We start from the raw sequence: 25,992 nt of genomic DNA, 5'->3' as shown, positions 1-25,992 counted from the left end.
TGGCCAAATCGCAGGCAAAAAAAACCCGGGTTCTGGGGGGGGAATCCGGGTTAAGACCATTAGGAGTAAAACAAAGGCACGCGGTCCGTTGGTACCTTTACCGGCGCGACACTTGGGGGAGATGTCGCCCGACAGTTCAAGTATTGATCAGTCTGGCGTGCAGTCCAGTGAGCCGGTCGGGGTTTTTAAACAAATTTGGAATACGTTTGCTTCAGTTGAGTTCTCATTGCACCCGAATCGTTCTCGAAATGAACAAGAAACACAGATTTGGTCGATGAACCGTGCTTTTTTGCGCAAGTTAGGCATAATACGCGGCTTCGAATTTTGACCCTTCAGACCTTTTTCTTATGCATAAAGAACCTCGTAAGGTCCGTGAATTTCGTCGCCGCGAGCAGGAAATTCTCGATACCGCGCTCAAGCTGTTCCTCGACCAGGGTGAAGACAGTGTCACCGTCGAGATGATTGCTGATGCCGTGGGTATCGGCAAAGGCACGATCTACAAGCACTTCAAATCCAAGGCGGAGATCTACTTGCGCCTGATGCTCGACTACGAGCGCGATCTGAACGAGCTGCTGCATTCGGCAGATGTCGACAAGGACAAGGAAGCGCTGTCGCGCGCCTACTTCGAATTCCGCATGCGCGACCCGCAGCGCTATCGCCTGTTCGACCGCCTCGAAGAGAAAGTGGTCAAGGGCAATCAGGTGCCGGAGATGGTCGAGGAACTGCACAAGATCCGTGCCTCGAACTTCGAACGCCTGACCCTGCTGATCAAGGGTCGCATCAGCGAAGGCAAGCTCGAAGACGTGCCGCCGTACTTCCACTACTGCGCATCCTGGGCGCTGGTGCACGGCGCGGTGGCGCTGTATCACTCGCCATTCTGGAGCAATGTGCTGGAAGATCAGGAAGGCTTCTTCCAGTTCCTGATGGACATCGGCGTGCGCATGGGCAACAAGCGCAAGCGCGACCCGGAAACGCCGAGCACATAAGTCATTCAGCGGGCTGATTGCGCCGTGTTTTCGCAACATGGCGCAATAGCACAGGAATATACTCAGGCATAGGGCTTGCTAAAACCTGATTTCTCAGTCAAGTTTTGCTCGCTCGATTTTCTTTCGCCGGAGTGTTTCATGATCGTTGACCGTCAAGGCAGGCGTTTTCGCAATCTGCGCATCAGCCTGACCTCTGCCTGCAATTACGCCTGTACTTACTGCGTGCCCAACGGCAAGCGGTTGGTCGCTGCGCAGGATGAACTGTCGGCCGAAGCCATGGCACGCGGCGTCGAATACCTGATCGAAGCGGCCGGCATCGAGCGCCTGCGCATCACCGGCGGCGAGCCACTGGTCAGCCCCAAACTCGAATCGTTCATGACTGCCGTCGGCCAGATGGGCCTCGACGACATCAGTCTGACCACCAACGGTCAACTCCTCGCGAAAAAACTGCCGCTGCTGGTCGATGCCAGACTGCGCCGGATCAACGTTTCCCTCGATACTCTCGATGCCGCGGCTTTTCGCAGCATCGCCCGTGGCGGCGACCTGGCCAGCGTGCTCGATGGCATGGATCAGGCTGCCGCCGCCGGGATGAAGATCAAGGTCAACATGGTGCCGTTGCGCGGGCAGAACCTCGATCAGGTCATGCCGTTGCTTGATTACTGTCTGGAGCGCGGCTTCGAACTGCGCTTCATCGAGCTGATGCGCATGGGCCATCTGGCCAAGGATTCCAATGTCTTCCTGCAGCAGTTCGTCAGCCTTGAGCAGTTGCTCGGCCTGATTGGCGAGCGTTATGAATACGCCCAGACGGACGCACCGGTGGACGCCACCGCTGTGCGCTACTCGATTCCCGGTCGCGGCAATTTCGGGGTGATCGCCAACGAAAGCGTGCCGTTCTGCCGCACCTGCTCGCGTTTGCGCCTGTCGTCGACCGGTTGGCTGCATGGCTGCCTTTCGTCGAGCAACCGCCACTATGTCGGCGATCTGCTCGACAAGCCGCGCCACCAGGCTTTGCCGGCGCTGCAACGTTTGCTGGTCAAGGCGTTGGGTGACAAGCAGGAGGTGGCGTTTTCCGGTGGTGCGACCGTCATGAAGATCATTGGCGGCTGATTCATCGCCTTCGCGAGCAGGCTCGCTCCCACAGGGAACGCCTTTCAAGGAAAATGCCGAGCTGGCGCAAAAGCTGCATCCAACGGCCATTCGCCGGTTTTCCGACACCGGCTTCTGGAGGAATAGGATGCGTAGCCTGGTTTTGCTGCTGGCCGTTTTGGCGCTTGGTGGCTGCATGAATGTCAGCGATATGGCCGAAGGCACTCGTTATCACATGAGCGATGCGGGGCTTCTGGACCACAGCGACAGCCGCCGGGTGAACAATATCCGCATTCAGCCGGACTCGTTCATCTTCATCGCCCAGGGTGCGTTCGCACCGCCGGGAGGTTCCTATCCGCGGCCGAACGTGGTCGCCGAAGAAGCCTTCAAGGGCTTTGTCGAATATTTCCCGATGGTCCGCCGCGCCCGTGCGCCGGAAGGCCTCGATCAAGCCATGGGCGAAGCCCGTGATGCCGGCGCGCATTATCTGCTGTACACACGTTTCGCCAAGGCTGACGACCGCATCGGCAACTCTGACGAGTGGCTGGACCAGGAAGCCGTGGATCGCCTCGGTATCGACGGCGGCGTGATTCAGATCATGTTGATCGAGACCAGCACCCAGTATTTGATTGATACTGCACGGATCAAGAGTCGTGGCGGTTTACTGACGTTCCATGACTCCAAACCCGAAGACCTCATCGGTCCGCCGCTGGCGCAATACGCACGCAGCCTGCTGGGGATCGGCGACCAGTAATCAAGGAGTACGCCATGAGTGACCCGCAAACAGCCAATGACCTGCTGGGGCAGATCCCCAAGACCAAAGGCCTGCCACCGGTGCATTTGTGGAACCCGGATTTCTGCGGCGAAATCGACATGCGCATCGCCCGCGACGGCACCTGGTACTACCTTGGCACGCCGATCGGGCGCAAGCCAATGGTCAAACTGTTCTCCACCATCATCCGCCGCGACGGCGATGATTACTTCCTGATCACCCCGGTCGAGAAGGTCGGGATCAAGGTCGATGACGCGCCGTTCGTGGCGGTTGCCGTGGAAGTGCAAGGCGAGGGCGAGGCGCAGGTTTTGCGCTTTACCACCAATGTCGAGGAAACCATCGAGGCGGGGGCTGAACATCCGATCCGCGTCGAGATCAATCCTGAGACCCAGGAGCCTGCGCCTTATGTGCATGTGCGCAGCAACCTTGAAGCGCTGATTCACCGCAATGTGTTTTACCAGTTGGTGGAACTGGCGGTGAGCCGCGAGATCGATGGCCAGCGCTGGTTGGGCGTGTGGAGCGGCGGCGAATTCTTTCGCATCGGCCTGGAACCCTGACACAACATCAAAATGTGGGAGCGAGCCTGCTCGCGAATGCGCTGTATCAGTCGGTAGCAATGTTGACTGACACGACGCTTTCGCGAGCAGGCTCGCTCCCACAATGGTTTGTGCAAGCTGAAAAAAATCCGATTGACTGTTATTCGTATGATGATTAGCGTAGGCACCCATCGCGATTCGCCGTGAGGTGTACATGTCCAGCAGCTTTCATGCGTCGACCGTTGACTGGCTGGGCAGTTGGATTGCTGCCGGTCAGGTCAAGCCGGGGCAGACCATCAAGGTCGAGGCGGATCTGGGCGAACAGCTTGGTGTCAGCCGCACGGTGATTCGCGAAGCCATCAAAACCCTCGTCGCCAAAGGTATGCTCGAAGTCGGGCCGAAAGTCGGCACGCGGGTGTTGCCGGTCCGGCGCTGGAATCTGTTTGATCCGCAAGTGGTCGGTTGGCTATCGCGCAACGGCTTGCCGGAAAACTTCGTCGATGACCTGCTGGATTTGCGTCGCACCATCGAGCCGATGGCGGTGCGCTGGGCCTGTGAGCGGGCGACGCCGGAGCAGATCGAAGCGGTGCAACTGGCCTTCAACGCACTGGAACGTGCGGTCGACAGTGGCATCGATTACAACCGTGCCGACCAGGCCTTCCACGAATGCATCCTGGCCGCCAGCCATAATCAGTTCATCGAACAAATGGTCCCGGCCCTCGGCGCGTTGCTGGCGGTGTCGTTCGAAGTCTCCGCCGCCGACCCCGATGAACTGCGCCGCACCTTGCCGATCCATAAAGACATGGCCGACGCCATCGCCGCGCGCGATTCGACCCGTGGCGTGTGGGCGTGCATGACCTTGATCGACAACGCCGATCTGGCGATAAAACGCTTTTACCCGAAAGTCATGGCCAGTAAAAAAGCTAGCTGAAAATGTCGAGACATCCTGTGGGAGCGAGCTTGCTCGCGAATGCGTCAGGTCAGATAAATCATCATTGACTGACACTCCGCCTTCGCGAGCAAGCTCGCTCTCACAGTAAAACAACAACTCAGAAGGACTTGATATGCCGTTCACCGCCCTGACCCAACACCGCGCGCAACTCGGCGAAGGCCCGTTCTGGGATGCGCCGACCCAGGCGTTGTACTGGGTCGATATCGCCGGTAAACAAGCGTTGCGCCTGATCGGTCAGAACGTGCAGATCTGGCAGATGCCGGAGCACATCTCCGCCTTCATTCCCTGCGCCAGCGGCGATGCGCTGGTCACGCTGAGCAGCGGTGTCTATCGACTGGATCTCGATTCGCCCGGCCTCGAGCCACGCTTGACGCTGTTCTGCGTCGCCGACCCGCAACCGGGCAACCGCCCCAACGAAGCCCGTTGCGATGCCTTGGGCCGGTTGTGGTTGGGCACCATGCAGAACAACATTGGCGAGCACGGCGAGGATCTGCCGCTCGTACGCCGTTCCGGTGGCCTGTTCCGCATTGACCCCGATCAGCGCGTCACACCGCTGATACTCGGTCTGGGCATCCCCAACACCCTGCTGTGGAGTGACGACGGCACCACGCTGCTGTTTGGTGACAGCCTCGACAGCACGCTCAATCGATATTTCATCCGCACCGACGGCAGTCTTGATGCGCCGCAGGTGTTTTACTCGTCCGATCAACACGGTGGTCCCGATGGCTCTGCGATGGACGCCGAAGGCTACGTGTGGAATGCACGCTGGGACGGCAGTTGCCTGTTGCGCCTGACGCCGGACGGGCAGGTGGATCGCAAAATCGATCTGCCGATCAGTCGCCCGACCAGTTGCGTGTTCGGTGGCGAAGACTTGAAAACCCTGTTCATCACCAGTGCCAAGAGCCCGCTGAATCATCCTTTAGACGGTGCGGTGCTGAGCATGCGCGTTGATGTTGCAGGAAAACTCTGTACGCGTTTTGCTGGTTAGATCCCAAAATATGGGATGCAAAATTATATATTGAGATTATTTGGCGGTCGGGTTTATAGTCGGCTCCAGCAGTAACACGCACTCACACTTAAAAAGAACAAAACAGGTGAAGTGATGCAGCGAATTCTTCTCGCCCGCGCAAGCGGGATCCGCCTTTCGTCACGGCTTAATGCCGTCGGCGACGCTTGCCTGTTTGTTTTCCCCAGCCGTCAAAACCGGACATCGACCAATGCCCGGTTTTTTTGCGCCAGCGTGCAGGAGGCCTGAGCCATGGCTGAAGCGCTGACATTGCCGGCAGTGCCGGCGCCGCCGAAAGGCGAGCGCCTGAAAAACAAGGTCGTGCTGTTGACCGGGGCCGCTCAGGGCATCGGCGAAGCTATCGTTGCCGCGTTCGCCTCGCAGCAAGCCAGATTACTCATCAGCGATATCCAGGCCGACAAGGTCGAGCAGGTCGCCGCCCATTGGCGCGATCAGGGCCATGACGTGCAGGCGCTCAAGGTCGACGTATCGAATCAGCAGGATCTGCATGCCCTGGCCCGACGTGCTGTGGAATTGCATGGCCGCATCGATGTGTTGGTCAACTGTGCCGGGGTCAATGTATTCCGCGATCCTTTGCAGATGACCGAAGAAGACTGGCGCCGCTGCTTCGCCATCGATCTGGACGGCGCCTGGTATGGCTGCAAAGCGGTGCTGCCGCAGATGATCGAGCAGGGCGTCGGCAGCATTATCAACATCGCCTCGACCCATTCCAGCCACATCATTCCCGGCTGCTTTCCGTACCCGGTGGCCAAGCATGGCTTGCTCGGCCTGACTCGTGCGCTCGGCATCGAATACGCGGCCAAGGGCATTCGCGTCAACGCCATCGCGCCGGGCTACATCGAAACGCAGCTGAACGTCGATTACTGGAATGGCTTTGCCGATCCGCATGCCGAGCGTCAACGCGCCTTTGACCTGCACCCGCCCAAGCGCATCGGCCAGCCGATCGAAGTGGCAATGACGGCGGTGTTTCTGGCCAGCGATGAGGCACCGTTTATCAACGCTTCGTGCATCACCATCGATGGTGGTCGCTCGGTGATGTACCACGACTGAACAAAACGGATCTCCAGCGCTGAACTACGCTTGAAATCCAATCATCATACGATATGACTATTTTCAACCAGCTTCACTGAGAACACGCTTCAACGCTTTTCAAACCTTGCTCAAAAAAAATAACAAGGAGTCATCTGATGAAACGTCGTTTCGGGATTCGTACCCTGTGCAGCACTGCCCTGGCGGTCACTGCGTTCAGCCTGAGCAGTGCGCTGCTCGCCGCCGACGCGGTGAAGATCGGTTTTCTGGTCAAGCAAGCCGAAGAACCGTGGTTCCAGACCGAATGGGCTTTTGCCGAAAAAGCCGCCAAGGACAAAGGCTTTGAACTGATCAAGATTGCCGTACCGGATGGCGAGAAGACCCTCTCGGCCATCGATAGTCTGGCCGCCAACGGCGCCAAGGGCTTCGTGATCTGCCCGCCGGACGTGTCCCTCGGCCCGGCCATCATGGCCAAAGCCAAGATCAACGACCTGAAAGTAATTGCCGTCGACGACCGTTTTGTCGACGCCAACGGCAAATTCATGGAAGACGTGCCGTACCTGGGCATGGCCGCGTTTGAAGTCGGCCAGAAGCAGGGCGCCGCCATGGCTGCCGAAGCGAAAAAGCGTAACTGGGACTGGAAAGACACCTACGCGGTGGTCAATACCTACAACGAACTCGACACCGGCAAGAAGCGCACCGACGGCTCGGTCGATGCCCTGAAGAAGGCCGGCATGCCCGAGGATCACATCCTCTTCGCCGCACTGAAAACCCTCGACGTACCGGGCAGCATGGACGCCACCAACTCGGCGCTGGTGAAACTGCCGAGCGCGGCGAAAAACCTGATCATCGGCGGCATGAACGACAACACCGTGCTCGGCGGCGTGCGCGCCACCGAAGCGGCCGGGTTTGCCGCGAGCAACGTGATCGGCATCGGCATCAACGGCACCGACGCCATCGGCGAGTTGAAAAAGCCTAACAGCGGCTTCTTCGGTTCGATGCTGCCAAGCCCGCACATCGAAGGCTACAAGACCGCCGAGATGATGTACGAGTGGATCACCGCCGGCAAAGAGCCGCCGAAGTACACCGCCATGGATGACGTCACCTTGATCACCCGCGAAAACTTCAAGCAAGAGCTGGAAAAAATCGGCTTGTGGAACTGAGGCAGCGACGGCCCGGGCAGCCGGGCCGTTTTTCGGTGTGAAGAGGTGGCTTTATGCACGCGCAAGTACAGACACAAGAACAACACGGCGCCAGCGGCAGCCTGCGCTTCAACGGGATCGGCAAAACCTTTCCCGGCGTGAAAGCGCTCGACGGCATCAGCTTCGTCGCCCACCCCGGTCAGGTTCATGCCTTGATGGGCGAGAACGGCGCGGGCAAATCGACCCTGCTGAAGATTCTCGGTGGTGCTTACATTCCGAGCAGCGGCGAGCTGCAGATCGGCGAGCAGGCGATGGCGTTCAAGTCAACCGCTGACAGCATCGGCAGCGGCGTCGCGGTGATTCACCAGGAACTGCATCTGGTCCCGGAAATGACCGTGGCCGAAAACCTGTTTCTCGGTCATCTGCCGGCCAGTTTCGGCCTGATCAATCGCAGTGAGCTGCGCCAGAAAGCCTTGAATTGCCTGAAAGGCCTGGCCGACGAAATCGATCCGCAAACCAAGGTCGGACGCTTGTCGCTGGGGCAGCGGCAGTTGGTGGAAATCGCCAAAGCGCTGTCGCGCGGCGCACACGTTATCGCTTTCGACGAACCGACCAGCAGCCTTTCGGCACGCGAGATCGATCGCTTGATGGCGATCATCGGTCGTCTGCGCGACGAAGGCAAAGTGGTGCTCTACGTGTCCCATCGCATGGAAGAAGTCTTCCGTATCTGCGACGCCGTCACCGTGTTCAAGGACGGCCGCTACGTGCGTACCTTCGAGGACATGAGCCAGTTGACCCACGATCAACTGGTGACCTGCATGGTCGGCCGCGACATTCAGGACATTTACGATTACCGCCATCGCCCGCGTGGCGCCGTGGCGTTGAAAGTCGATGGTTTGCTCGGCCCGGGCCTGCGCGAGCCGATCAGTTTCGAAGCGCACAAAGGCGAAATCCTTGGCCTGTTCGGACTGGTCGGGGCAGGGCGCACCGAGCTGTTTCGCCTGCTCAGCGGACTGGAGCGCAACACCGCCGGCCGTCTCGAATTGCGCGGTCATGAGCTGAAGCTGCGCTCGCCCCGTGACGCGATTGCCGCCGGCATTCTGCTCTGCCCGGAAGATCGCAAGAAAGAAGGCATCATCCCCCTGGCCAGCGTCGCCGAGAACATCAACATCAGTGCCCGGGGCGCGCATTCCGGGCTCGGCTGCCTGATCCGCGGCCTGTGGGAAAAGGGCAACGCCGACAAACAGATCAAGGCCCTGAAAGTGAAAACCCCGCACGCCGGCCAGCAGATCAAGTTCCTTTCCGGCGGCAATCAGCAAAAGGCCATTCTCGGTCGCTGGCTGTCGATGCCGATGAAAGTCCTGCTGCTCGACGAACCGACCCGTGGCATCGACATCGGCGCCAAGGCCGAGATCTACCAGATCATTCATAACCTCGCCGCCGACGGTATTTCGGTGATCGTGGTGTCCAGCGATCTGATGGAAGTGATGGGCATTTCCGACCGCATCCTGGTGCTGTGCGAAGGCGCCCTGCGCGGCGAAGTCAGCCGCGACCAGGCCAATGAATCCAACCTGCTGCAACTGGCTTTGCCACGCCACCGCGCTGACGGCGTGGCGAACTGAGAGGTGACTATGATGACTACGCAAAATGAAACCCTGCCGACCGAGCGCAAACCGCTGGACCTGCGGCGCTTCCTCGATGACTGGGTCATGCTGCTGGCGGCGATCGGCATCTTCGTCGCCTGCACACTGCTGATCGACAACTTCCTCTCGCCGCTGAACATGCGCGGTCTGGGTCTGGCGATTTCCACTACCGGTATCGCCGCGTGCACCATGCTTTATTGCCTGGCATCCGGGCACTTCGACTTGTCGGTGGGCTCAGTGATCGCCTGTGCCGGCGTGGTCGCGGCGGTGGTGATGCGTGACACCAACAGCGTGTTTCTCGGCGTCAGCGCAGCACTGGTGATGGGCCTGATCGTTGGTCTGATCAACGGCATCGTGATTGCCAAGTTGCGCGTCAATGCGTTGATCACGACGCTGGCGACCATGCAGATCGTTCGCGGTCTGGCCTATATTTTTGCCAACGGCAAAGCGGTCGGTGTTTCTCAGGAATCGTTCTTCGTCTTCGGTAACGGCCAGCTGTTCGGTGTGCCGGTGCCGATCCTGATCACCATTGTCTGCTTCCTGTTTTTCGGCTGGCTGCTGAACTACACCACCTACGGGCGCAACACCATGGCCATCGGTGGCAACCAGGAAGCGGCGCTGCTGGCGGGCGTCAACGTTGACCGGACCAAGATCATCATCTTCGCCGTGCATGGTTTGATCGGTGCGCTGGCGGGTGTGATTCTGGCCTCGCGGATGACTTCCGGGCAGCCGATGATTGGTCAGGGTTTTGAACTGACGGTGATCTCGGCTTGCGTGCTGGGCGGGGTTTCGTTGAGTGGCGGCATCGGCATGATTCGCCATGTGATTGCCGGGGTGTTGATTCTGGCGATCATCGAAAACGCGATGAACCTGAAGAACATCGACACGTTTTATCAGTATGTGATTCGTGGTTCGATTCTGTTGCTGGCCGTGGTCATTGATCGCTTGAAACAACGCTAACGTCAAAAGCTACCCCTCACCCCAGCCCTCTCCCAAAGGGAGAGGGGGCCGACCGAGGTGTCTTGCGTTCTACATCGACCTGAAATATCGGGTCGATTGTGGATTCTCTAACACAACATCAGTTCGGCGCATTTCCTGAGCACTCCCCAATCAGTTCCCTCTCCCTCCGGGAGAGGGCTAGGGTGAGGGGCTCTTGATTTTGCTCTCTCCACCGGTCACCTCCCTCAAATTTTTGTTGCCCGCCACGTCCCGTTTCGGTTATCAATTTGTACATGATTAGACAGGTACGATTCGACAAGAAACAACGGGTGGTCGACGAGCTCGTCCGACGCATCGAGAGCGGCCTCATGGAGGACGGTTTTCTGTTGCCCGGCGAACATCAGTTGGCTCAAGAATTCCAGGTCAGCCGTGGCACCTTGCGTGAGGCGCTGGCCGAACTGAAGCGGCGTAATTACATCGTCACGCAGAGCGGTGTCGGTTCCATCGTCACTTTCGACGGTGTCGCGCTGGATCAGCGCAGCGGCTGGGCGCAGGCGTTGGCCGACAGCGGGGCGCTGATCAATACCGAAGTGTTGCGCCTCGAAGCCGTGACTCGCCCGGATCTGCTGGTGCGTTTCGGCACCGATCAATTCATCACGCTCGACCGTCGCCGGCGCGCCACCGACGGTACGCTGGTGTCTCTGGAACGATCCTTGATGCCGGCCAACGGCGGCCTGGAAAGCCTGCCCCGCGTCGGCCTGATCGACAATTCCCTGACCATCACCCTGGCCGCCTACGGCTACATCGGCGAGCGCGGCGATCAGTGGATCGGCGCCGAGCCGCTGAATGCCGAAGACGCCGAGCTGCTCGGCCGTCCGGTCGGCACTGTGTTTCTCAAAGCCCTGCGCACCACCTACGACCGGCAGAACCGTTTCATGGAACAGGTCGAAAGCCTGCTCGACCCGGTGCACTTTCGTCTGCACCTGCAATTCGGAGAATCGAAATGACCGCGCTCAATCGTGCGCTTGGCGCTTTCTATGGTCTGGCCCTGGGTGACGCGCTGGGCATGCCGACGCAATCGCTCGATCGTGAAACGATCAAGGCGCGCTTCGGCCAGATCACTGATCTGCAAGACGCCGGCCCACTGCAACCGATCGCCGCGAACATGCCCAAAGGCTCCATCACGGACGACACTGAACAGGCGATCCTGGTCGGCGAGTTATTGGTCGAAGGTCACGGCCGTATCGAGCCGGCGGTTCTCGCCCAGCGCTTGATCGAATGGGAAGCCGAGATGCAGGCCAAAGGCTCGCAGGACTTGCTCGGCCCCTCGACCAAACGCGCCATTGAGATGATCCTCGCCGGGCATTCCCCGGAAGAAGCCGGGCGCTACGGCACCACCAACGGCGCGGCGATGCGTATCACCCCGGTGGGCATTGCAGCGAACGTGGCCGATCCGCAGCGCTTCATTGCGGCGGTCGTGCAGGCGTGCCAGGTGACGCATAACACCACGCTGGGAATTTCCAGTGCGGCGGCGGTGGCGGCGGTGGTCTCCGCTGGCATCAATGACGTCGATCTCGGCGAGGCGCTGAACCTCGGCCAGCAGATCGCCCAGCAGGCCGAAGCCCACGGACATTGGGTGGCTGGCGGGCGCATCGCCTCGCGCATCAGTTGGGCGCGCAGCATCAGTGTCGACAGCGACAAAGCATTGCTTGCCGATCTGCTCTACGACGTAATCGGCACATCGGTGGCTTCGCAGGAGTCGGTGGTGGTTTCATTCGCCCTGGCCCAGCAAGTGGCCATCGGCGAGATGACGGCATTCGAAGCGCTGTGCATGGCGGCCAGCCTGGGCGGCGACACGGATACCATCGCGGCGATTCTCGGCGCCATGCTCGGGGCTTGCCTGGGGCTTGAGTGCTGGCCGGAGCCGATGATCGAGACGGTGAAAGCTGTTAATCAGCTGGAGCTTGAGCCTTTGGTGCAGGGGCTGTTGGCCTTGCGTTGACTGGCTGGCCTCTTCGCGAGCAGGCTCGCTCCCACAATTGGAATGCATTTCCTTGTGGGAGCGAGCCTGCTCGCGAAAGGGGCCGCGCATTTCTAATGAATTCACACAGCAATGGATCGCACAGACAGGCCTCGGAAGGCCGGTTGTCTTGTCGTTTTGCATCATTGCCACAACCACAAAAAAGGCAAACAGGAGCATCTTCATGAGTTCATCAACCGCCGGGCAAAGCGTCGGGCAATTGGAAACCCGGGGCATCGAGCCGGTACCGGAAGCGGAGTGCAACGGTCATCCGCTGCAACTGTTCTGGGTCTGGTTCGCGGCCAATATTTCCATCCTCGGCCTGCCGCTTGGCGCGACACTGGTGGCGTTTCGCGGGCTGGCGATCTGGCAGGCGATCATCGTCGCCATCCTCGGTGCCGCCGGTTCGTTTGCCGTGGTCGGGATCATCTCGATTGCCGGGCGGCGTGGCCGCGCGCCGAGCCTGACGCTGTCCCGGGCAATCTTCGGCGTACGCGGCAACATCGGCCCGACGCTGGTTTCGCTGATGTCGCGTCTGGGTTGGGAAACCGTCAACACCACCACCGCTGCCTTCGTTCTGCTGTCGCTGTGTTCGATCCTGTTCGGCTCGCCGGTCGAGGCGAAAAGTGCGCCGATACTGACGCTGATCTTTATCGCCATCTTCGTCCTGCTGACCTTGTCGGTGTCCGGCCTCGGCCACGCGACCCTGCTGGTGATCCAGAAGTGGGCGACGTACGTGTTCGGCGCGCTGAACATTCTCGTCGGTGGTTTTCTCTGCGCGACGATCGACTGGAGCGCGGTATTCAACGCCACGCCAGCACCGCTGAGCGCAATGATCATCGGCATCGGCACCATGGCCGCCGGTACGGGCATCGGCTGGGCCAACGCTGGCGCTGACATGTCGCGCTATCAGCATCGCAGCGTCAAGGCTGTGCGCCTGGTGGCGTCGGCGGCGTTCGGCGCGGGCATTCCGCTGGTGCTGCTGATCACTCTCGGCGGCTTGTTGTCGGTGGGCAACAATGATCTGGCGTCGGCGACTGATCCGATCGTGGCGATCCGCGACATGCTGCCGACGTGGATGGCCGTGCCGTACCTGATCACCGCGTTCGGTGGCCTGCTGCTGTCGAACAACCTGTCGGTGTATTCCGCCGGCCTGACCACGCTGACCCTGGGCCTGAAGGTCAAACGCGTCTACGCGGTAGTGGTGGATATCGTCGCGATCTTCGCCGGCTCGATCTACTTCATGCTGATCGCCGACAGTTTCTACGGCCCGTTCATCACCTTCATTTCCCTGCTGGCAGTGCCGATCACTGCCTGGGTCGGGATCTTCGTGGTCGACCTGATTCACCGTCACTACTACAGCCCCAAAGACCTGCTCGACGTCAGCCCGAGCAGCGCCTATTGGTATCGCGGCGGCATCGAGTGGCGCGCGTTTGGGGCCTGGGCGATCGCCATCGTCCTCGGTTTCAGCTTCACCACCATCGGCACCACGGCAGAAAACGTCTGGTTCAAGGGCTTTCTGTCCGACTCCTGGCTGGGCCACAACGGCCTCGGCTGGATCGTGACCTTCGTCGTCGCCGGTGGCATTTACCTGATACTTGGCGGTGCGAAAGATCGCCGCGCCGCGCAACCCGAGAATGCTCATGCCTAAGATGTTGCACACCGGCCAGGTCATCATCGACCTGGTCATGGCCGTGGAAAAACTGCCGCAGATTGGCGGCGACGTGCTGGCGCAGTCGGCAGGGTTCGAAGCCGGCGGCGGCTTCAACGTGATGGCCGCTGCGGTGCGTAACGGTCTGCCGGTGGTTTACCTCGGTCGCCATGGCACGGGGCGTTTCGGTGACCTGGCGCGCCAAGCGATGCAGGCGGAAGGTATCTGCATCGCCATCCGCGAACCGGCCGAGCGCGATACCGGTCTGTGCGTGGCGCTGACCGATGCGTCGGCTGAACGCAGTTTCATTTCCTACATCGGCGCCGAAGGCGAGGTGACCGAGGACGATCTGAACAGTGTGGCTGCCGAGCCCGGCGATTACGTTTATCTCAGCGGTTACAGTCTGCTGCACGAGGGCAAGGCGCAGGCGTTGCTCGACTGGACGCTGGCGCTGCCGGCGTCGGTCAATGTGGTGTTCGACCCGGGGCCGTTGGTGGAGTCACCTGACGCGCCGATGATGCAGACGTTGCTGCCGCGCATTGATGTGTGGACCAGCAACAGTGTTGAGGCGCTGCGGTTTACCGGAGCTGATGAGATTGGTATCGCGATGGATCGCCTCGCGGAACTGCTGCCGGAAAGTGTGCTGATGGTGGTGCGCGACGGGCCGCAGGGTTGCTGGATTCAGCAGCGTGGCGCGCGTCGACAGGTGCCGGGGTTTGCTGTCAAAGCAGTGGACAGCAATGGCGCTGGTGATGCACATGCCGGGGTATTTATTGCCGGATTGGCGCAGGGGCTGGATGCACTGGAAGCGGCACGGCGGGCCAATGCGGCAGCGGCACTGGCGGTGACTCGCTGGGGACCGGCTACATCGCCGGGTACGGCGGAGGTGGATGCGTTTATCCGCGAGTCCTGCGGCGGGTGACCCGACGCCTTCGCGAGCAAGCTCGCTCCCACTTTATATCTACGTCGTACACAAATCTTGTGTAGCTGCCGAAGGCTGCGATCTTTTGATCTTGAAAAGCAAAAGATCGCAGCCTTCGGCAGCTCCTACAGTGGGCGTCGTTCTAGCTCGCCTTGCGCAACGCCTCGATCAACTCCTGCTTGCGCATCGATGAGCGCCCCGGAATGTTCTTTGCCCGGGCCTCTTTCATCAGGCTATCGACAGTCTGCGTATCCTTCGAAGTTTCGCTGTTACGCGAATGACCCTTGCGGCTGGCCACCGCGCGGCGCGATGACTCTTTGCGATCTTCCGACTTGGCACTGGCGGGCTTCTTGCGCCCCGAGCCACCGGAATTCTCGCCGCCACCGGATTGTTTGTTCACCGTCGCCCAGGCGCGCGCCTCAGCTTCATCTTTCGACACGCCCTTTTTCTCGTAGCTGTCTTCGATGTGCTCGGCTTTGCGCTTCTGTTCGCTGGTGTATTTGTCTTTGCTTCCACGAGGCATGGGATTTCTCCTCAAATTGCGGATCCGGCCGCTCGCCGCTTCGACGGCGAGCGGCTTGGCACTACTGCAGATCCAGTTTGCGCGCCGCTTCGACGCCGGCAGAACTGAGCTTGATCGGCAGGTTCAGCGAGTGTTCACCCGCTTCGCTCAAGGTCACGTGACCATGATGAATCAGCCCGCGATCCTGCAGGGCGGCGAGGGCGCTGGCCACGACTTTCTCGCCCCGGTAATTGTCCAGCACCTCCTTGCCCAAGCCGTTGGGATGCGCGTGCAGCAGGCGGGTGAGGACTTCTTTTTCCAGGTCTTTGTCGACGTTCATGGTTACCTCTTCATGGGAGTGAATAGGGCGCTCGCGTCGGCGAACTACTGACCGGCACCTTCGGAACCGGAGCCACCAGTGGTGGTCTTCGAGCCGACACCGGGGCCGGCATTGTCAGGCGCAGTGGCAGGAGAATCAGGCGTGTTCATGCCACCCTGACGCCCCGGATCGCTGCCTTGAGTGCGCGGATCGGTGCCGGTGGCGGGTGGCTGATTGATCAGCGGCACGCCGGAACCATCGGTATTCATACCGGGGGCACTGTTAATGGCGGGCGCGCGTGGCGGGGTCGGATCGGTAGGGCCAGTGCCCGCTGCCGTGGACGAGGCGACGAACACCGCAGGGCAAAGCAGGGCGCTGAAGACTAAAGCGGTCAACCTTGACGGGATCATAGGGCTTCTCCAGTGATTGGAATCCTTACACTTGGTTGGTCAGCCCTGGTGACGGATTGGTGCCTGATGATCGACGAACGGTCTATGCCGGGCGCGCGTGTCTGCTGTTCAGACGATACCGATCGCTAGTGTTTCCGGCGGCGCAAAACAGTTAACGGTCATAAGCATCCTTTCAGAATTTGCGATATCAACTGTGGGAGCGAGCCTGCTCGCGAAAGCGTCATATCAGTCAGACGTTGATTCAACTGACAGAATGCTTTCGCGAGCAGGCTCGCTCCCACAAGGGCAACAGTGTTCAGCAAATTGGACAGATCAGTATGTTTGCCATGTGACGAGCGCCGCTGCGCGCCTTAGTATGGCGCTTTAATTTGCATACAAGGCCCGTCCATGACGATCGAAATCCGCCCGGCGACCCCCAGCGATGCGCCGCAAATCCTCACCTTCATCACCGAACTGGCAGATTTCGAGAAGGCCCGTCACGAAGTCATCGCCAGCGTCGCTGACATCGAACGCAGCCTGTTCGGCGAAGGCGCCACCGCCCACGGCCTGATCTGCCTGCGCGACGGCTTGCCGATTGGCTTCGCGGTGTTCTTCTTCAGTTATTCAACGTGGCTGGGCAGCAATTGCCTGTACCTCGAAGACCTCTACATCACCCCCGAACAACGTGGCGGCGGCGCCGGCAAAACCCTGCTGCGCCACCTGGCGAAAATCGCCTGCGCCAACGACTGCGGCCGCTTCGAATGGAGCGTGCTGGAATGGAACACCCCGGCCATCGAATTCTATAAATCGCTCGGTGCGCAACCGCAGGAGGAATGGGTGCGGTATCGCATGGATGGCAAGGTGTTGCGCGAATTTGCCGAGGGCTGAGCACAATGATGGCAATCTACTGCTGATTCAGTTGTCGCCACCGCTCTAGTCCGGCATTCTGTGCGCCATTTTTGCGCGCTCACGGACGACACCTGCAATGCATCTGGCAAAATTTCTCCGCGCCTGTGGAACCCTCGCTGCGTCAATGAGTGACCAGCTATGAGCGGACTGCAGGCGTCCATGCGTCTGTATGGTCTGGTGAAAACTACCGGCTCTTCTGACGACCCGAATCGACAGGCTGTGGAAATTCTCTGCATGGCCCAGCGCACTGGCGGCGTGGCTATACGGGCTTTCGTGTCGCGGCTTGATGCCGAGTTGATGACGCGCAGTGCCGACCTTGGCGACTACCGCGTGGTAGCGCTGAGAACCTTTGATCCCACAGCGATTATCGACGCCCATCAAGGCTGGCTGATGCTGCACGTCTGTTGCGGCTTCGTCGCTCTCGCCGGCCATTCTCTGTTGAAAAACGGTGCGTTGATCCCGATGGGCTGGCACGTCTACTCCGAAGTGGGGCGCTGGACCTCCAGGCATCATCTGGACCTTGGCGTGGAAATGGGCGACTTGCTGCAATCGACTTTCGAGCGCAATCACCTGCGCAACTACAACGCCTGGCTCAACGAACTTGATGATGCAACGCCTGCCGAGTTGAGTTGGCAAGCCAACGAAGTCTGGCGTGCCATACAAACCGCGACATCACCTGAAAGCCGTGAGCATTGTCATGCTCTGTTCGACCCGGTCGATAATCGCTGGCGCTTTGCCGCGACCGACATCGACAGCTATCAGCCATCCCCGGCACCCCTTAAGCAAGGAGCTTTGAATTGAGTGGTAAACCCGCAGCTCGCGTCACCGACCCAACCGCCTGCCCACTGCCAGGTCACGGCACCAACCCGATTGTCTCCGGCTCGCCGGACGTATTCTTCGACGGCCTCGCTGCTGCGCGCATGACCGATAAATCAGCGTGTGGCAGCCCTATCACCGGAGCGGTCTCCGGCACTGTTTTCATTAACGGCCTGAATGCCGCGATGCTCGATAGCACTGGTGGGCATGGCAATGTCGTGACCGGTGGCTCGGGCACGGTGATCATCGGCCAAAGTGGGGGAGGGGCCGCATTTAGTGGGCTGTCGCCGATGCCGGTGCATTTCACTGACAGGTTGCAAGTAGTCAATCAGGACACCGGAGAGCCGGTCTCTTATCACCCTTACATCATTCAGCGGGGTGACGGCAGTGAAGAGTCTGGCGTGACGGATGCGGCGGGATTTACCCATACCGTCAGTTCGCACCTGGCTGAGACGATTAAATTATTTGTGGAGTAATTAGAGATGGCAAATGGAAGTGCTACAGCAGAGGCTCCACCACCGCCAATGGCGAAAAGGGATCCGGTGAGTCATACACTTACTTGCAAGACAGATCAATCGGTCAAGCAAGTAACAGTAAGCGTCCGCGATGCAATGGTTTTTCTTGTTGGTGGAGCTGGCGATCAGGAACGGTATTACGTTGATGGTCCCAATCACAATGTCGACTATGTGCGAGACATGGTCGACGCGGACATCGAAGCGCTGGAAATACAGAAATCTTGTACGACGTTGCCTCTTGGTTATAACTCATTTATGAGTGAGGAGGATTTGGAGCGTAACGTTATTCGAAAAATTCCAAGTTGCAATACTGCGATTTATATCATTGGCCACAGTTTGGGCGGCTGGAACGGTGCTCATTTGTCTGCGATTTTAACCGAGCGCGGTTTCAAAATAAAAATTTTGGTGACCCTGGATCCCGTAGGACACGGCAAAATCGTATATGGTATTTCGAAAATATATCGTCAGGTTCCCAAGCCTAAAGCGCAGTATTGGATAAATATCAGGGCAGCTGCGGTCGATTGGAACCTGTCAGATCTGGTTGCAGACTTCGGTGAGCAATGGGAGATCTCCGAAGGACCGAACGTCATGGGGCGGCTCGATATCAATCACGCAGATGCCAACTCTATGTATGCTCACGCCTTGCCCGGTGGAAAGTCAGCGCGACAGATTGTAGCGGAGTCAATATTCAAATGGATTAAGGGGTAACTACCTGTGAAGGTTTTAATCTTGACAATATGTATGTCGGTACTCTCGGCTTGTTCTTTGAATCATGGTCGGCCCATTGCTAACCTCAAATACGAAAAGACAGAGCGGCTTCGTACTACCGGAATTTATCAAATTTATTTCAAGTCCGACGTGGAACTTCTCGGCCTGTTCAAGTCGTCTATAGGGCGTGGGCTGGTCTGCTCGTTGACGAATGACCTTGATTTCTCTCAGGCACACCGAATTAAACAGTCCGGCTTCGGGTTTATCGAGAGGGTTTCGCCGGACTCGTTAATCTATAGAGCAGATGTCATTTTTGACGAGTCGGTAGACGATGAGGGGGGAGAAAGGCGCCTGAAAGGGGAAACACTGGATCCCTTTTTAAAAGCCAGAGATTCCTTTTCCTGTGTTTATAGAGTCCACTCCACTACATACAAGACGTATTTTTCCAAGATTATGCGGGTACCTAGCGCGGATTTGCTGACAACTGGACCTGCAAAATAAAAAGTATCCCGTCCGGCCTTGCCTCTTTCGAGGGCCGCTCTCCCTGAGTATTTCCCGACCGCAGCGGCATGGCGAACCTTGCATTTTTGTCCGTGCAAGCCTGACTCGGCCCTTCGATCGCCATCGTTGCAGCCCAAGAGGGGGCGCTTTGAGTGAGGTGATACCGTTACTGTTGATCTTCCCATAATGTGGGATTGATATTTATATATTGAGATTTCCCGTCCCTCGGGTTTATAGTCCGTCGCACTCACTGCCAAAAACAAAACAGGTGAAGCGATGCAGGCGCAATTGATCGCGCTCGATTGGGGGACGACCTCATTACGTGCTTACAAACTCGCGGCGGACGGTGTGGTGCTGGAGCAGCGTGCGCTGTCGTCCGGGATCATGCAGTTGCCCAAGACCCCGCGGATCATCCACGGCCGTGAATGCGCCGATGGTTTTGAACTGGCCTTCGACGAAGCCTGTGGTGACTGGCTCGATGCGCAGCCGGATCTGCCGGTAATCGCTTGCGGCATGGTCGGCAGTGCGCAGGGCTGGCGCGAGGCGGCTTACTGCGAGACGCCGGCCGACGTCGCCCATCTCGGAAATTCCCTGCAAACCGTGGTCAGCTTGCGCGGTACGCCGGTGCATATCGTCCCGGGCGTGATTCAGCGTTCGCGACTGCCGAATGTAATGCGTGGCGAAGAAACCCAAGTCCTCGGCGTGCTGCAAAGTCTGCCGGCCGAGGCGGGTAGCGATCTGCTGATCGGCCTGCCCGGCAGCCACTCGAAATGGGTGGATGTGGTCGATGGCCGCATCATCCATTTCGACACGTTCATGACCGGCGAAGTGTTTGCCGTGCTCAGCGAGCACAGCATTCTTGGCCGTACCCAGAAGCCGAGCGCGACCTTCGATGCGCAGGCATTCGATCGCGGCGTACAGATCGCGCTGTCGACAGATGCCGCGCTCGGTGTGCTCTCGACCTTGTTCAGCGCCCGCACCCTCGGCCTGACCGGTGAACTGAGCCCGACTGCTCAGGCGGACTATCTGTCCGGCCTGATGATCGGCCATGAGCTGGCCGCGCTCGCCAATGTGCAGCGGCGCCGGCGCAATCAAGCGAATCTTCCAGCGATCGTGCTCATCGGCAATGCGCAATTGTGCACGCGATATCGCCGTGCCCTCGACGCCTGCGGCTTTGCTCAGGTGACGCTGGCCGAGCAGGCCACCGAGCGTGGCCTGTGGCAACTGGCGCGCGCCGCCGGACTGATCGATTCCTCATCCCGTTAACCCTGACTGGAGGCCTGACATGCTCAAGCAAGCACTGGCACAAAACGGTCTGATCGCGATTCTGCGTGGCCTGCAACCGCAGGAAGCGGCGGCTGTCGGAGAAGTCCTGTATTCCGCCGGATTTCGCGTCATCGAAGTACCGCTCAATTCCCCATCGCCGTACGAAAGTATCCGCATCCTGCGTGATGCGCTGCCCGCCGATTGCCTGATCGGTGCCGGCACCGTGCTCAGCCCTGAGCAGGTCGAGCAGGTCAAAGCGGCTGGCGGCCAAGTGATCGTCATGCCGCACAGCGATGCCAAGGTGTTGCGCGCGGCGAAAGCGGCGGGGCTGTACCTGTCGCCGGGCGTGGCTACGCCGACCGAAGCCTTCGCCGCATTGGCCGAGGGCGCGGACATTCTCAAGCTGTTTCCGGCCGAGCAAACGAGCCCGGCGGTCGTCAAGGCCTGGCTCGCGGTGTTGCCAGCCGGCACGGTGCTGGCGCCGGTCGGCGGCATTACGCCGGACAACATGCAGGCCTTTATCGATGCCGGTGTGAAAGGTTTCGGTCTCGGTTCCGGCCTGTTCAAACCGGGCATGACGGCCGAGCAGGTGGCGGTCAATGCCAAGGCCTACGTGGCTGCCTGGAAAGCCCTGCGTTAAGAATTTTTGGGCGCTGTGTGCGCTGCATCTAATAAAAGCTGCATTTACAAAAGAGAGCAGAGATGAAAATCACCAAACTCACGACCTTCATCGTTCCGCCGCGCTGGTGCTTCCTCAAGGTCGAAACCGACGAGGGCGTGACCGGTTGGGGCGAGCCTGTTGTCGAAGGGCGCGCGCATACCGTAGCGGCTGCGGTGGAAGAATTGTCCGACTACCTGATCGGCAAAGACCCACGCAATATCGAAGACATCTGGACCGTGCTCTATCGCGGCGGCTTCTACCGTGGCGGTGCGATCCACATGAGCGCGCTGGCCGGTATCGATCAGGCGCTGTGGGACATCAAGGGCAAGGCCCTTGGTGTGTCGGTCAGCGATCTGCTCGGTGGCCAGGTGCGCGACAAGATTCGTGTCTATTCGTGGATCGGCGGCGACCGTCCGGCCGACACCGCGCGTGCGGCGAAAGAAGCAGTGAGCCGTGGTTTCACGGCGGTGAAAATGAACGGCACCGAAGAACTGCAGTTCCTCGACACTTTCGAGAAAGTCGACCTCGCCTTGGCCAACGTTGCCGCCGTGCGTGATGCGGTCGGGCCGAACGTCGGTATCGGCGTCGACTTCCACGGCCGCGTGCACAAGCCGATGGCGAAGGTGCTGATGAAGGAACTCGACCCGTACAAACTGATGTTCATCGAAGAACCGGTGCTCAGCGAAAACTACGAAGCATTGAAAGAACTGGCGCCGCTGACCAGCACGCCGATTGCCCTCGGCGAGCGGCTGTTCTCGCGCTGGGACTTTAAACGGGTGTTGAGCGAAGGCTACGTCGACATTATCCAGCCGGATGCCTCCCACGCCGGCGGCATCACCGAAACCCGCAAGATCGCCAACATGGCCGAAGCCTACGACGTCGCGCTGGCGCTGCATTGCCCGCTGGGACCAATCGCCCTGGCGGCGTGTTTGCAACTCGACGCGGCTTGTTACAACGCGTTTATCCAGGAGCAGAGCCTGGGCATCCATTACAACGAGAGCAACGACTTGCTCGACTATGTGAAGGATCCGCGTGTGTTCGACTACGACCAAGGCTTCGTGAAGATTCCGAACGGCCCGGGGCTGGGCATCGAGATCAACGAGGAATACGTGATCGAGCGTGCCGCCGTCGGCCACCGCTGGCGCAACCCGATCTGGCGTCATGCCGATGGCAGCTTTGCCGAGTGGTGAGTCTCTGACTCGCTAGCATCAGATCGTTCCCACGCTCTGCGTGGGAATGCCTCAATGGACGCTCTGCGTCCGCTGCTGGGACGCGGAGCGTCCCGGGCTGCATTCCCACGCCGAGCGTGGGAACGATCAGTTCTCCGAGGGAGAGGAGATCTGCGTCATGACCTCAACAAACATAAAAAGAGGCATCTCTCATGCAAACGCACACCCTCTCCGGGCAGGCGTCTTTAGTCACGCCTAGCCGCAAGCGGTTTTTCATCATGGTGTTGCTGTTCATCACCGTGGTCATCAACTACCTCGACCGCAGCAACCTGTCGATTGCCGCGCCGGCGCTGACCAGTGAGCTGGGCATCGATCCGGTTCATGTCGGTCTGATCTTCTCCGCGTTCGGCTGGACTTACGCCGCGATGCAGATCCCCGGCGGCTGGCTGGTCGATCGGGTGCCGCCGCGCATCCTTTACAGCGTCGCGCTGCTGCTGTGGTCGGTGGCCACAGTGATGCTCGGATTCGTCAGCAGCTTCATCGCGCTGTTCGTGCTGCGCATGGCCGTCGGTGCGCTGGAAGCGCCCGCCTATCCGATCAACAGCCGCGTGGTCACCACCTGGTTTCCTGAGCGCGAGCGCGCCACGGCGATCGGTTTCTACACCTCCGGACAGTTTGTCGGTCTGGCTTTCCTGACCCCGGTGCTGGCGTGGCTGCAACATGCATTCGGCTGGCACATGGTGTTCGTCGCCACCGGCGCGGTGGGCATTCTCTGGGCGCTGATCTGGTACGCGGTGTATCGCGAGCCGCGCGATTTCAAAGGCACCAATCAGGCGGAAATCGACCTGATCCGCGAAGGCGGCGGGCTGGTCGATATCCAGGCCGAGGCGGCCAAGGTCAAAGCCAGATTCAGTTGGACCGATCTGGGCATCGTCCTCAGCAAGCGCAAGTTGTGGGGCATCTACCTCGGCCAGTTCTGCCTGAACTCGACGCTGTGGTTCTTCCTCACCTGGTTTCCGACCTATCTGGTGAAATATCGCGGCATGGACTTCATCAAGTCCGGTCTGCTCGCATCGCTGCCATTTCTTGCCGCGTTCGTCGGCGTGTTGTGCTCGGGATTCTTTTCCGACTTCCTGATCCGGCGCGGCTACACCGTGGGCTTCGCGCGCAAGTTGCCAATCATTGGCGGGCTGCTGATTTCGACTTCGATCATCGGCGCCAACTTTGTCGAGTCGACGCCGCTGGTGATTGCCTTCCTCGCCCTGGCATTTTTCGGCAACGGTCTGGCGTCGATCACCTGGTCGCTGGTGTCAACGCTGGCACCGGCGCGGTTGCTCGGCCTGACCGGTGGCGTGTTCAACTTCATCGGCAACCTGTCGGCGATTGCTACGCCGATTGTGATCGGCTTCCTCGCCAGCGGCGATTCGTTCGCGCCGGCGATCACCTACATCGCCGTGCTCGCACTGGTCGGTGCCTTGTCCTACGTGCTGCTGGTGGGCAAGGTCGAGCGTATCGAGTTGTAGTGCTCAGTCTCGGGCGACCATAATGCCGCCCGTTCCTTCGCTCAACGGTAAAAGGCTGGATATGCAGGAAGACGCCCCGGAAAAAACCAAGGACGCCGCGCCCACCGGCACCCAGACGCTGCTGCGCGGCCTCGGTGTGGTGCAGGCGGTGGCCAGTGGCGCGCGTGATCTCAAGGAGATTGCCCGGCTGATCGGCACCACGCGCAGCACCACCCATCGTCTGGCCAGTTGCCTGGTCGACGAGCGTTATCTGCGCGTGGTGCCGCAGATCGGTTATCTGCTCGGGCCGAAACTGATCGAACTGGGCTTTCAGGCCCGTGAAGAGTTGCCGATGGTGACCCTGGCCGGGCCGTATCTGGACGAGCTTTCGGCACTGACTGGCGATACAGTGCACCTCGGAATCCGCGAAGGCGACGAAGTGCTGTACCTGCTGAAGAATCCAGGACGCAACGGCCCGGAAATGCGCTCGCGGGTCGGCCATCGCATGCCGCTGGTGCGCACCGGGATCGGCAAGGCCTTGATGCTCGATGATTCGCCGCAGGATTGGCGGCGGCTGTACGACATCAGCCTGCCGGCAGGTGGGAAAAGTCAGTTCTGGCCGCAGCATCCGCAGCAGTCGTGGGAACAGCTTGAGCAGCGCATGGGCGAATACGTTGCCGGTGGCTATGCGTTCGATCTGGAAGACAACGAACCGTCGATCCGCTGTGTGGCGGCGCCGATTCGTGATGCGAGCAAGGGCATCGTCGCGGCGATCAGTATCGCCAGCACCGTGCCGTACATGCCGCTGGAAAAAATGGCCGAGTTGATCCCCCTGCTGAAAGGGGTCACAACCCGGCTGTCGGCGGAGCTGGGCTTGAAGGTGTAAGCCGTGAAGGTTTAGGCCTTCAGCGTGGCCATGTCGATGACGAAGCGGTACTTGACGTCACCGGCAATCATCCGCGCGTAGGCTTCGTTGATCTGGCGGATGTCGAGCATTTCGATGTCGCAGGTGATGTTGTGCTCGGCGCAGAAATCCAGCACTTCCTGGGTTTCGGCGATACCGCCGATCAAGGAGCCGGCCAATACGCGGCGGCTCATCACCAGTTTGCCGGCGTGAACGGGCGGGTTCACCGGCTCGATCAGGCCGACCAGAATGTGCACGCCGTCGAAACGCAGGGTGTCGAGGTACGGGTTCAAATCGTGTTGCACCGGAATGGTGTCGAGCAGGAAGTCGAAGTAGCCGGCCGCGGCCTTCATCTGCTCGGCATCGGTGGAGACGATGACGTGATCGGCGCCCTGACGGCGACCTTCTTCAGCCTTGCTCGCCGAGCGGGTGAACAGCGTGACTTCCGCGCCCATCGCCTTGGCGAACTTGATGCCCATGTGGCCGAGGCCGCCCATGCCGAGAATCCCGACCTTGTCACCGGCCTTGACGCCGTAGTGCTTGAGCGGCGAGTAGGTGGTGATGCCGGCGCAGAGAATCGGTGCGGCGCTGGCTAGAGCGAGTTTCTCGGGGATGCGCACAACGAAGTGTTCGCTGACCACGATGCTGTCGGAGTAACCGCCCATGGTGTTGCTGCCATCGACCCGGTCCGGGGTGGCGTAGGTCATGGTCGGGCCTTCGAGGCAATATTGCTCAAGGTTCGCCTGGCAGGCTTCGCAGCTGCGGCAGGAGTCGACCATGCAGCCGACGCCAACGAGATCGCCTACCTTGTGACGGGTGACATTCGCACCAACAGCGGTGACTTTTCCCACGATCTCATGGCCGGGCATCAGCGGATAAACGGCAATGCCCCATTCGTTGCGTGCCTGATGGATGTCGGAGTGGCAGACGCCGCAGTAGAGAATTTCGATCGCCACATCGTCGGCGCGCGGGCTGCGGCGTTCGAATTTCATCGGGGCGAGGGGAGTGGTGGCCGATTGGGCGGCATAGCCGATGGCGGTGTACATGGGTGACCTCGCAAAAACAGTGACAAGTGAGGCGGTGAATTCTGGCCGCCAGAGGCGGGTGCGGCCATGACGATTTCTCC

At 59.8% G+C, this 25,992-nt stretch carries 27 protein-coding genes; 23 read left to right on the top strand and 4 right to left on the bottom strand.

What is annotated here, in order from left to right:
• Window positions 1-347 precede the first annotated feature (347 nt).
• The 14 genes from V8J63_RS09845 (at window position 348) to V8J63_RS09780 (ending at window position 14,705) form a co-directional block, all read left to right on the top strand.
• The gene (locus tag V8J63_RS09845; RefSeq protein ID WP_016770981.1) at window positions 348-986 is read left to right on the top strand and encodes a TetR/AcrR family transcriptional regulator; all 639 of its coding nucleotides are present in this window, start codon (window positions 348-350) and stop codon (window positions 984-986) included.
• 138 nt (window positions 987-1,124) lie between these two features.
• Entirely contained in the window at window positions 1,125-2,093 is a 969-nt protein-coding gene (locus V8J63_RS09840; protein ID WP_336353861.1) for a GTP 3',8-cyclase MoaA, read from the top strand.
• 127 nt (window positions 2,094-2,220) lie between these two features.
• On the top strand, window positions 2,221-2,826 hold the full coding sequence (locus V8J63_RS09835; protein ID WP_024013915.1) for a DUF4823 domain-containing protein: 606 nt from the start codon (window positions 2,221-2,223) through the stop codon (window positions 2,824-2,826).
• 14 nt (window positions 2,827-2,840) lie between these two features.
• Window positions 2,841-3,401 (top strand): DUF1285 domain-containing protein, encoded by a 561-nt coding sequence (locus tag V8J63_RS09830; protein ID WP_125926401.1) that lies wholly within the window; start codon window positions 2,841-2,843, stop codon window positions 3,399-3,401.
• A gap of 193 nt (window positions 3,402-3,594) precedes the next feature.
• Window positions 3,595-4,311: a FadR/GntR family transcriptional regulator gene (locus V8J63_RS09825; RefSeq protein WP_130888455.1), complete on the top strand. Its 717-nt coding sequence runs from the start codon at window positions 3,595-3,597 to the stop codon at window positions 4,309-4,311.
• 133 nt (window positions 4,312-4,444) lie between these two features.
• Window positions 4,445-5,320: an SMP-30/gluconolactonase/LRE family protein gene (locus V8J63_RS09820; RefSeq protein WP_130888456.1), complete on the top strand. Its 876-nt coding sequence runs from the start codon at window positions 4,445-4,447 to the stop codon at window positions 5,318-5,320.
• A 270-nt stretch (window positions 5,321-5,590) separates the two neighbouring features.
• Window positions 5,591-6,409, top strand: a complete 819-nt coding sequence (locus V8J63_RS09815) for an SDR family oxidoreductase (protein WP_076563800.1) — start codon at window positions 5,591-5,593, stop codon at window positions 6,407-6,409.
• A gap of 137 nt (window positions 6,410-6,546) precedes the next feature.
• Window positions 6,547-7,551 carry a substrate-binding domain-containing protein gene (locus V8J63_RS09810; RefSeq protein ID WP_016770973.1) on the top strand — a complete coding sequence of 335 codons (1,005 nt, stop codon included), beginning with the start codon at window positions 6,547-6,549 and terminating at the stop codon, window positions 7,549-7,551.
• A 53-nt stretch (window positions 7,552-7,604) separates the two neighbouring features.
• Entirely contained in the window at window positions 7,605-9,152 is a 1,548-nt protein-coding gene (gene araG, locus V8J63_RS09805) for an L-arabinose ABC transporter ATP-binding protein AraG (RefSeq protein WP_016770972.1), read from the top strand.
• A 12-nt stretch (window positions 9,153-9,164) separates the two neighbouring features.
• Window positions 9,165-10,133 carry an L-arabinose ABC transporter permease AraH gene (gene araH, locus V8J63_RS09800; RefSeq protein ID WP_038861078.1) on the top strand — a complete coding sequence of 323 codons (969 nt, stop codon included), beginning with the start codon at window positions 9,165-9,167 and terminating at the stop codon, window positions 10,131-10,133.
• Between the two features lie 272 nt (window positions 10,134-10,405).
• The gene (locus tag V8J63_RS09795) at window positions 10,406-11,119 is read left to right on the top strand and encodes a GntR family transcriptional regulator (protein WP_336463950.1); all 714 of its coding nucleotides are present in this window, start codon (window positions 10,406-10,408) and stop codon (window positions 11,117-11,119) included.
• On the top strand, window positions 11,116-12,114 hold the full coding sequence (locus V8J63_RS09790; RefSeq protein ID WP_122751498.1) for an ADP-ribosylglycohydrolase family protein: 999 nt from the start codon (window positions 11,116-11,118) through the stop codon (window positions 12,112-12,114). Before V8J63_RS09795 ends, V8J63_RS09790 begins: the two co-directional genes overlap by 4 nt.
• A gap of 202 nt (window positions 12,115-12,316) precedes the next feature.
• The gene (locus tag V8J63_RS09785; protein ID WP_150742570.1) at window positions 12,317-13,783 is read left to right on the top strand and encodes a purine-cytosine permease family protein; all 1,467 of its coding nucleotides are present in this window, start codon (window positions 12,317-12,319) and stop codon (window positions 13,781-13,783) included.
• Window positions 13,776-14,705: a PfkB family carbohydrate kinase gene (locus tag V8J63_RS09780; protein WP_336463949.1), complete on the top strand. Its 930-nt coding sequence runs from the start codon at window positions 13,776-13,778 to the stop codon at window positions 14,703-14,705. The genes V8J63_RS09785 and V8J63_RS09780 overlap by 8 nt, the downstream gene beginning before the upstream one ends.
• A 142-nt stretch (window positions 14,706-14,847) precedes the next feature.
• Here the strand turns inward: V8J63_RS09780 and V8J63_RS09775 are convergent, their stop codons facing one another.
• From V8J63_RS09775 to V8J63_RS09765, 3 genes are all read right to left on the bottom strand, one after another.
• Window positions 14,848-15,228 (bottom strand): Rho termination factor N-terminal domain-containing protein, encoded by a 381-nt coding sequence (locus V8J63_RS09775; RefSeq protein ID WP_110601681.1) that lies wholly within the window; start codon window positions 15,226-15,228, stop codon window positions 14,848-14,850.
• A gap of 61 nt (window positions 15,229-15,289) precedes the next feature.
• Window positions 15,290-15,547 (bottom strand): hypothetical protein, encoded by a 258-nt coding sequence (locus V8J63_RS09770; protein WP_024013907.1) that lies wholly within the window; start codon window positions 15,545-15,547, stop codon window positions 15,290-15,292.
• Window positions 15,548-15,591: 44 nt separating this feature from the next.
• Window positions 15,592-15,936, bottom strand: a complete 345-nt coding sequence (locus V8J63_RS09765) for a hypothetical protein (RefSeq protein ID WP_336463948.1) — start codon at window positions 15,934-15,936, stop codon at window positions 15,592-15,594.
• Window positions 15,937-16,323: 387 nt separating this feature from the next.
• On the opposite strand from V8J63_RS09765, the gene V8J63_RS09760 reads away from it, so the two are divergent.
• The 9 genes from V8J63_RS09760 (at window position 16,324) to V8J63_RS09720 (ending at window position 24,848) form a co-directional block, all read left to right on the top strand.
• On the top strand, window positions 16,324-16,803 hold the full coding sequence (locus V8J63_RS09760; RefSeq protein WP_016770628.1) for a GNAT family N-acetyltransferase: 480 nt from the start codon (window positions 16,324-16,326) through the stop codon (window positions 16,801-16,803).
• Between the two features lie 159 nt (window positions 16,804-16,962).
• Complete coding sequence (locus V8J63_RS09755; RefSeq protein WP_336463947.1) at window positions 16,963-17,625, top strand: hypothetical protein; 663 nt, start codon at window positions 16,963-16,965, stop codon at window positions 17,623-17,625.
• The gene (locus tag V8J63_RS09750; protein WP_016770965.1) at window positions 17,622-18,116 is read left to right on the top strand and encodes a PAAR domain-containing protein; all 495 of its coding nucleotides are present in this window, start codon (window positions 17,622-17,624) and stop codon (window positions 18,114-18,116) included. The genes V8J63_RS09755 and V8J63_RS09750 overlap by 4 nt, the downstream gene beginning before the upstream one ends.
• Before the next feature lie 6 nt (window positions 18,117-18,122).
• The gene (locus V8J63_RS09745) at window positions 18,123-18,863 is read left to right on the top strand and encodes an alpha/beta hydrolase (protein WP_125926393.1); all 741 of its coding nucleotides are present in this window, start codon (window positions 18,123-18,125) and stop codon (window positions 18,861-18,863) included.
• A 777-nt stretch (window positions 18,864-19,640) separates the two neighbouring features.
• Window positions 19,641-20,630, top strand: coding sequence for a 2-dehydro-3-deoxygalactonokinase (locus V8J63_RS09740; protein WP_130888460.1), 990 nt, complete (start codon window positions 19,641-19,643; stop codon window positions 20,628-20,630).
• A gap of 19 nt (window positions 20,631-20,649) precedes the next feature.
• A complete protein-coding gene (locus V8J63_RS09735; protein WP_130888461.1) occupies window positions 20,650-21,270 on the top strand; it encodes a 2-dehydro-3-deoxy-6-phosphogalactonate aldolase in 621 nt (206 codons plus the stop codon).
• 62 nt (window positions 21,271-21,332) lie between these two features.
• Complete coding sequence (gene dgoD, locus V8J63_RS09730; protein ID WP_016770960.1) at window positions 21,333-22,481, top strand: galactonate dehydratase; 1,149 nt, start codon at window positions 21,333-21,335, stop codon at window positions 22,479-22,481.
• A 191-nt stretch (window positions 22,482-22,672) separates the two neighbouring features.
• Window positions 22,673-23,983: an MFS transporter gene (locus tag V8J63_RS09725; RefSeq protein WP_130888462.1), complete on the top strand. Its 1,311-nt coding sequence runs from the start codon at window positions 22,673-22,675 to the stop codon at window positions 23,981-23,983.
• Between the two features lie 61 nt (window positions 23,984-24,044).
• Window positions 24,045-24,848, top strand: a complete 804-nt coding sequence (locus V8J63_RS09720) for an IclR family transcriptional regulator (RefSeq protein ID WP_130888510.1) — start codon at window positions 24,045-24,047, stop codon at window positions 24,846-24,848.
• Between the two features lie 11 nt (window positions 24,849-24,859).
• On the opposite strand, the gene V8J63_RS09715 is transcribed toward V8J63_RS09720, so the two are convergent.
• Window positions 24,860-25,912, bottom strand: a complete 1,053-nt coding sequence (locus tag V8J63_RS09715; protein WP_016770957.1) for an NAD(P)-dependent alcohol dehydrogenase — start codon at window positions 25,910-25,912, stop codon at window positions 24,860-24,862.
• Window positions 25,913-25,992 lie beyond the last annotated feature (80 nt).

It is taken from the genome of Pseudomonas sp. CCNWLW23, assembly GCF_037095675.1.
Taxonomy (GTDB): Bacteria; Pseudomonadota; Gammaproteobacteria; order Pseudomonadales; family Pseudomonadaceae; genus Aquipseudomonas; species Aquipseudomonas atacamensis.
Note: the sequence above shows the minus strand (reverse complement) of the source record. Positions and strands in the feature narration are given on the sequence as shown.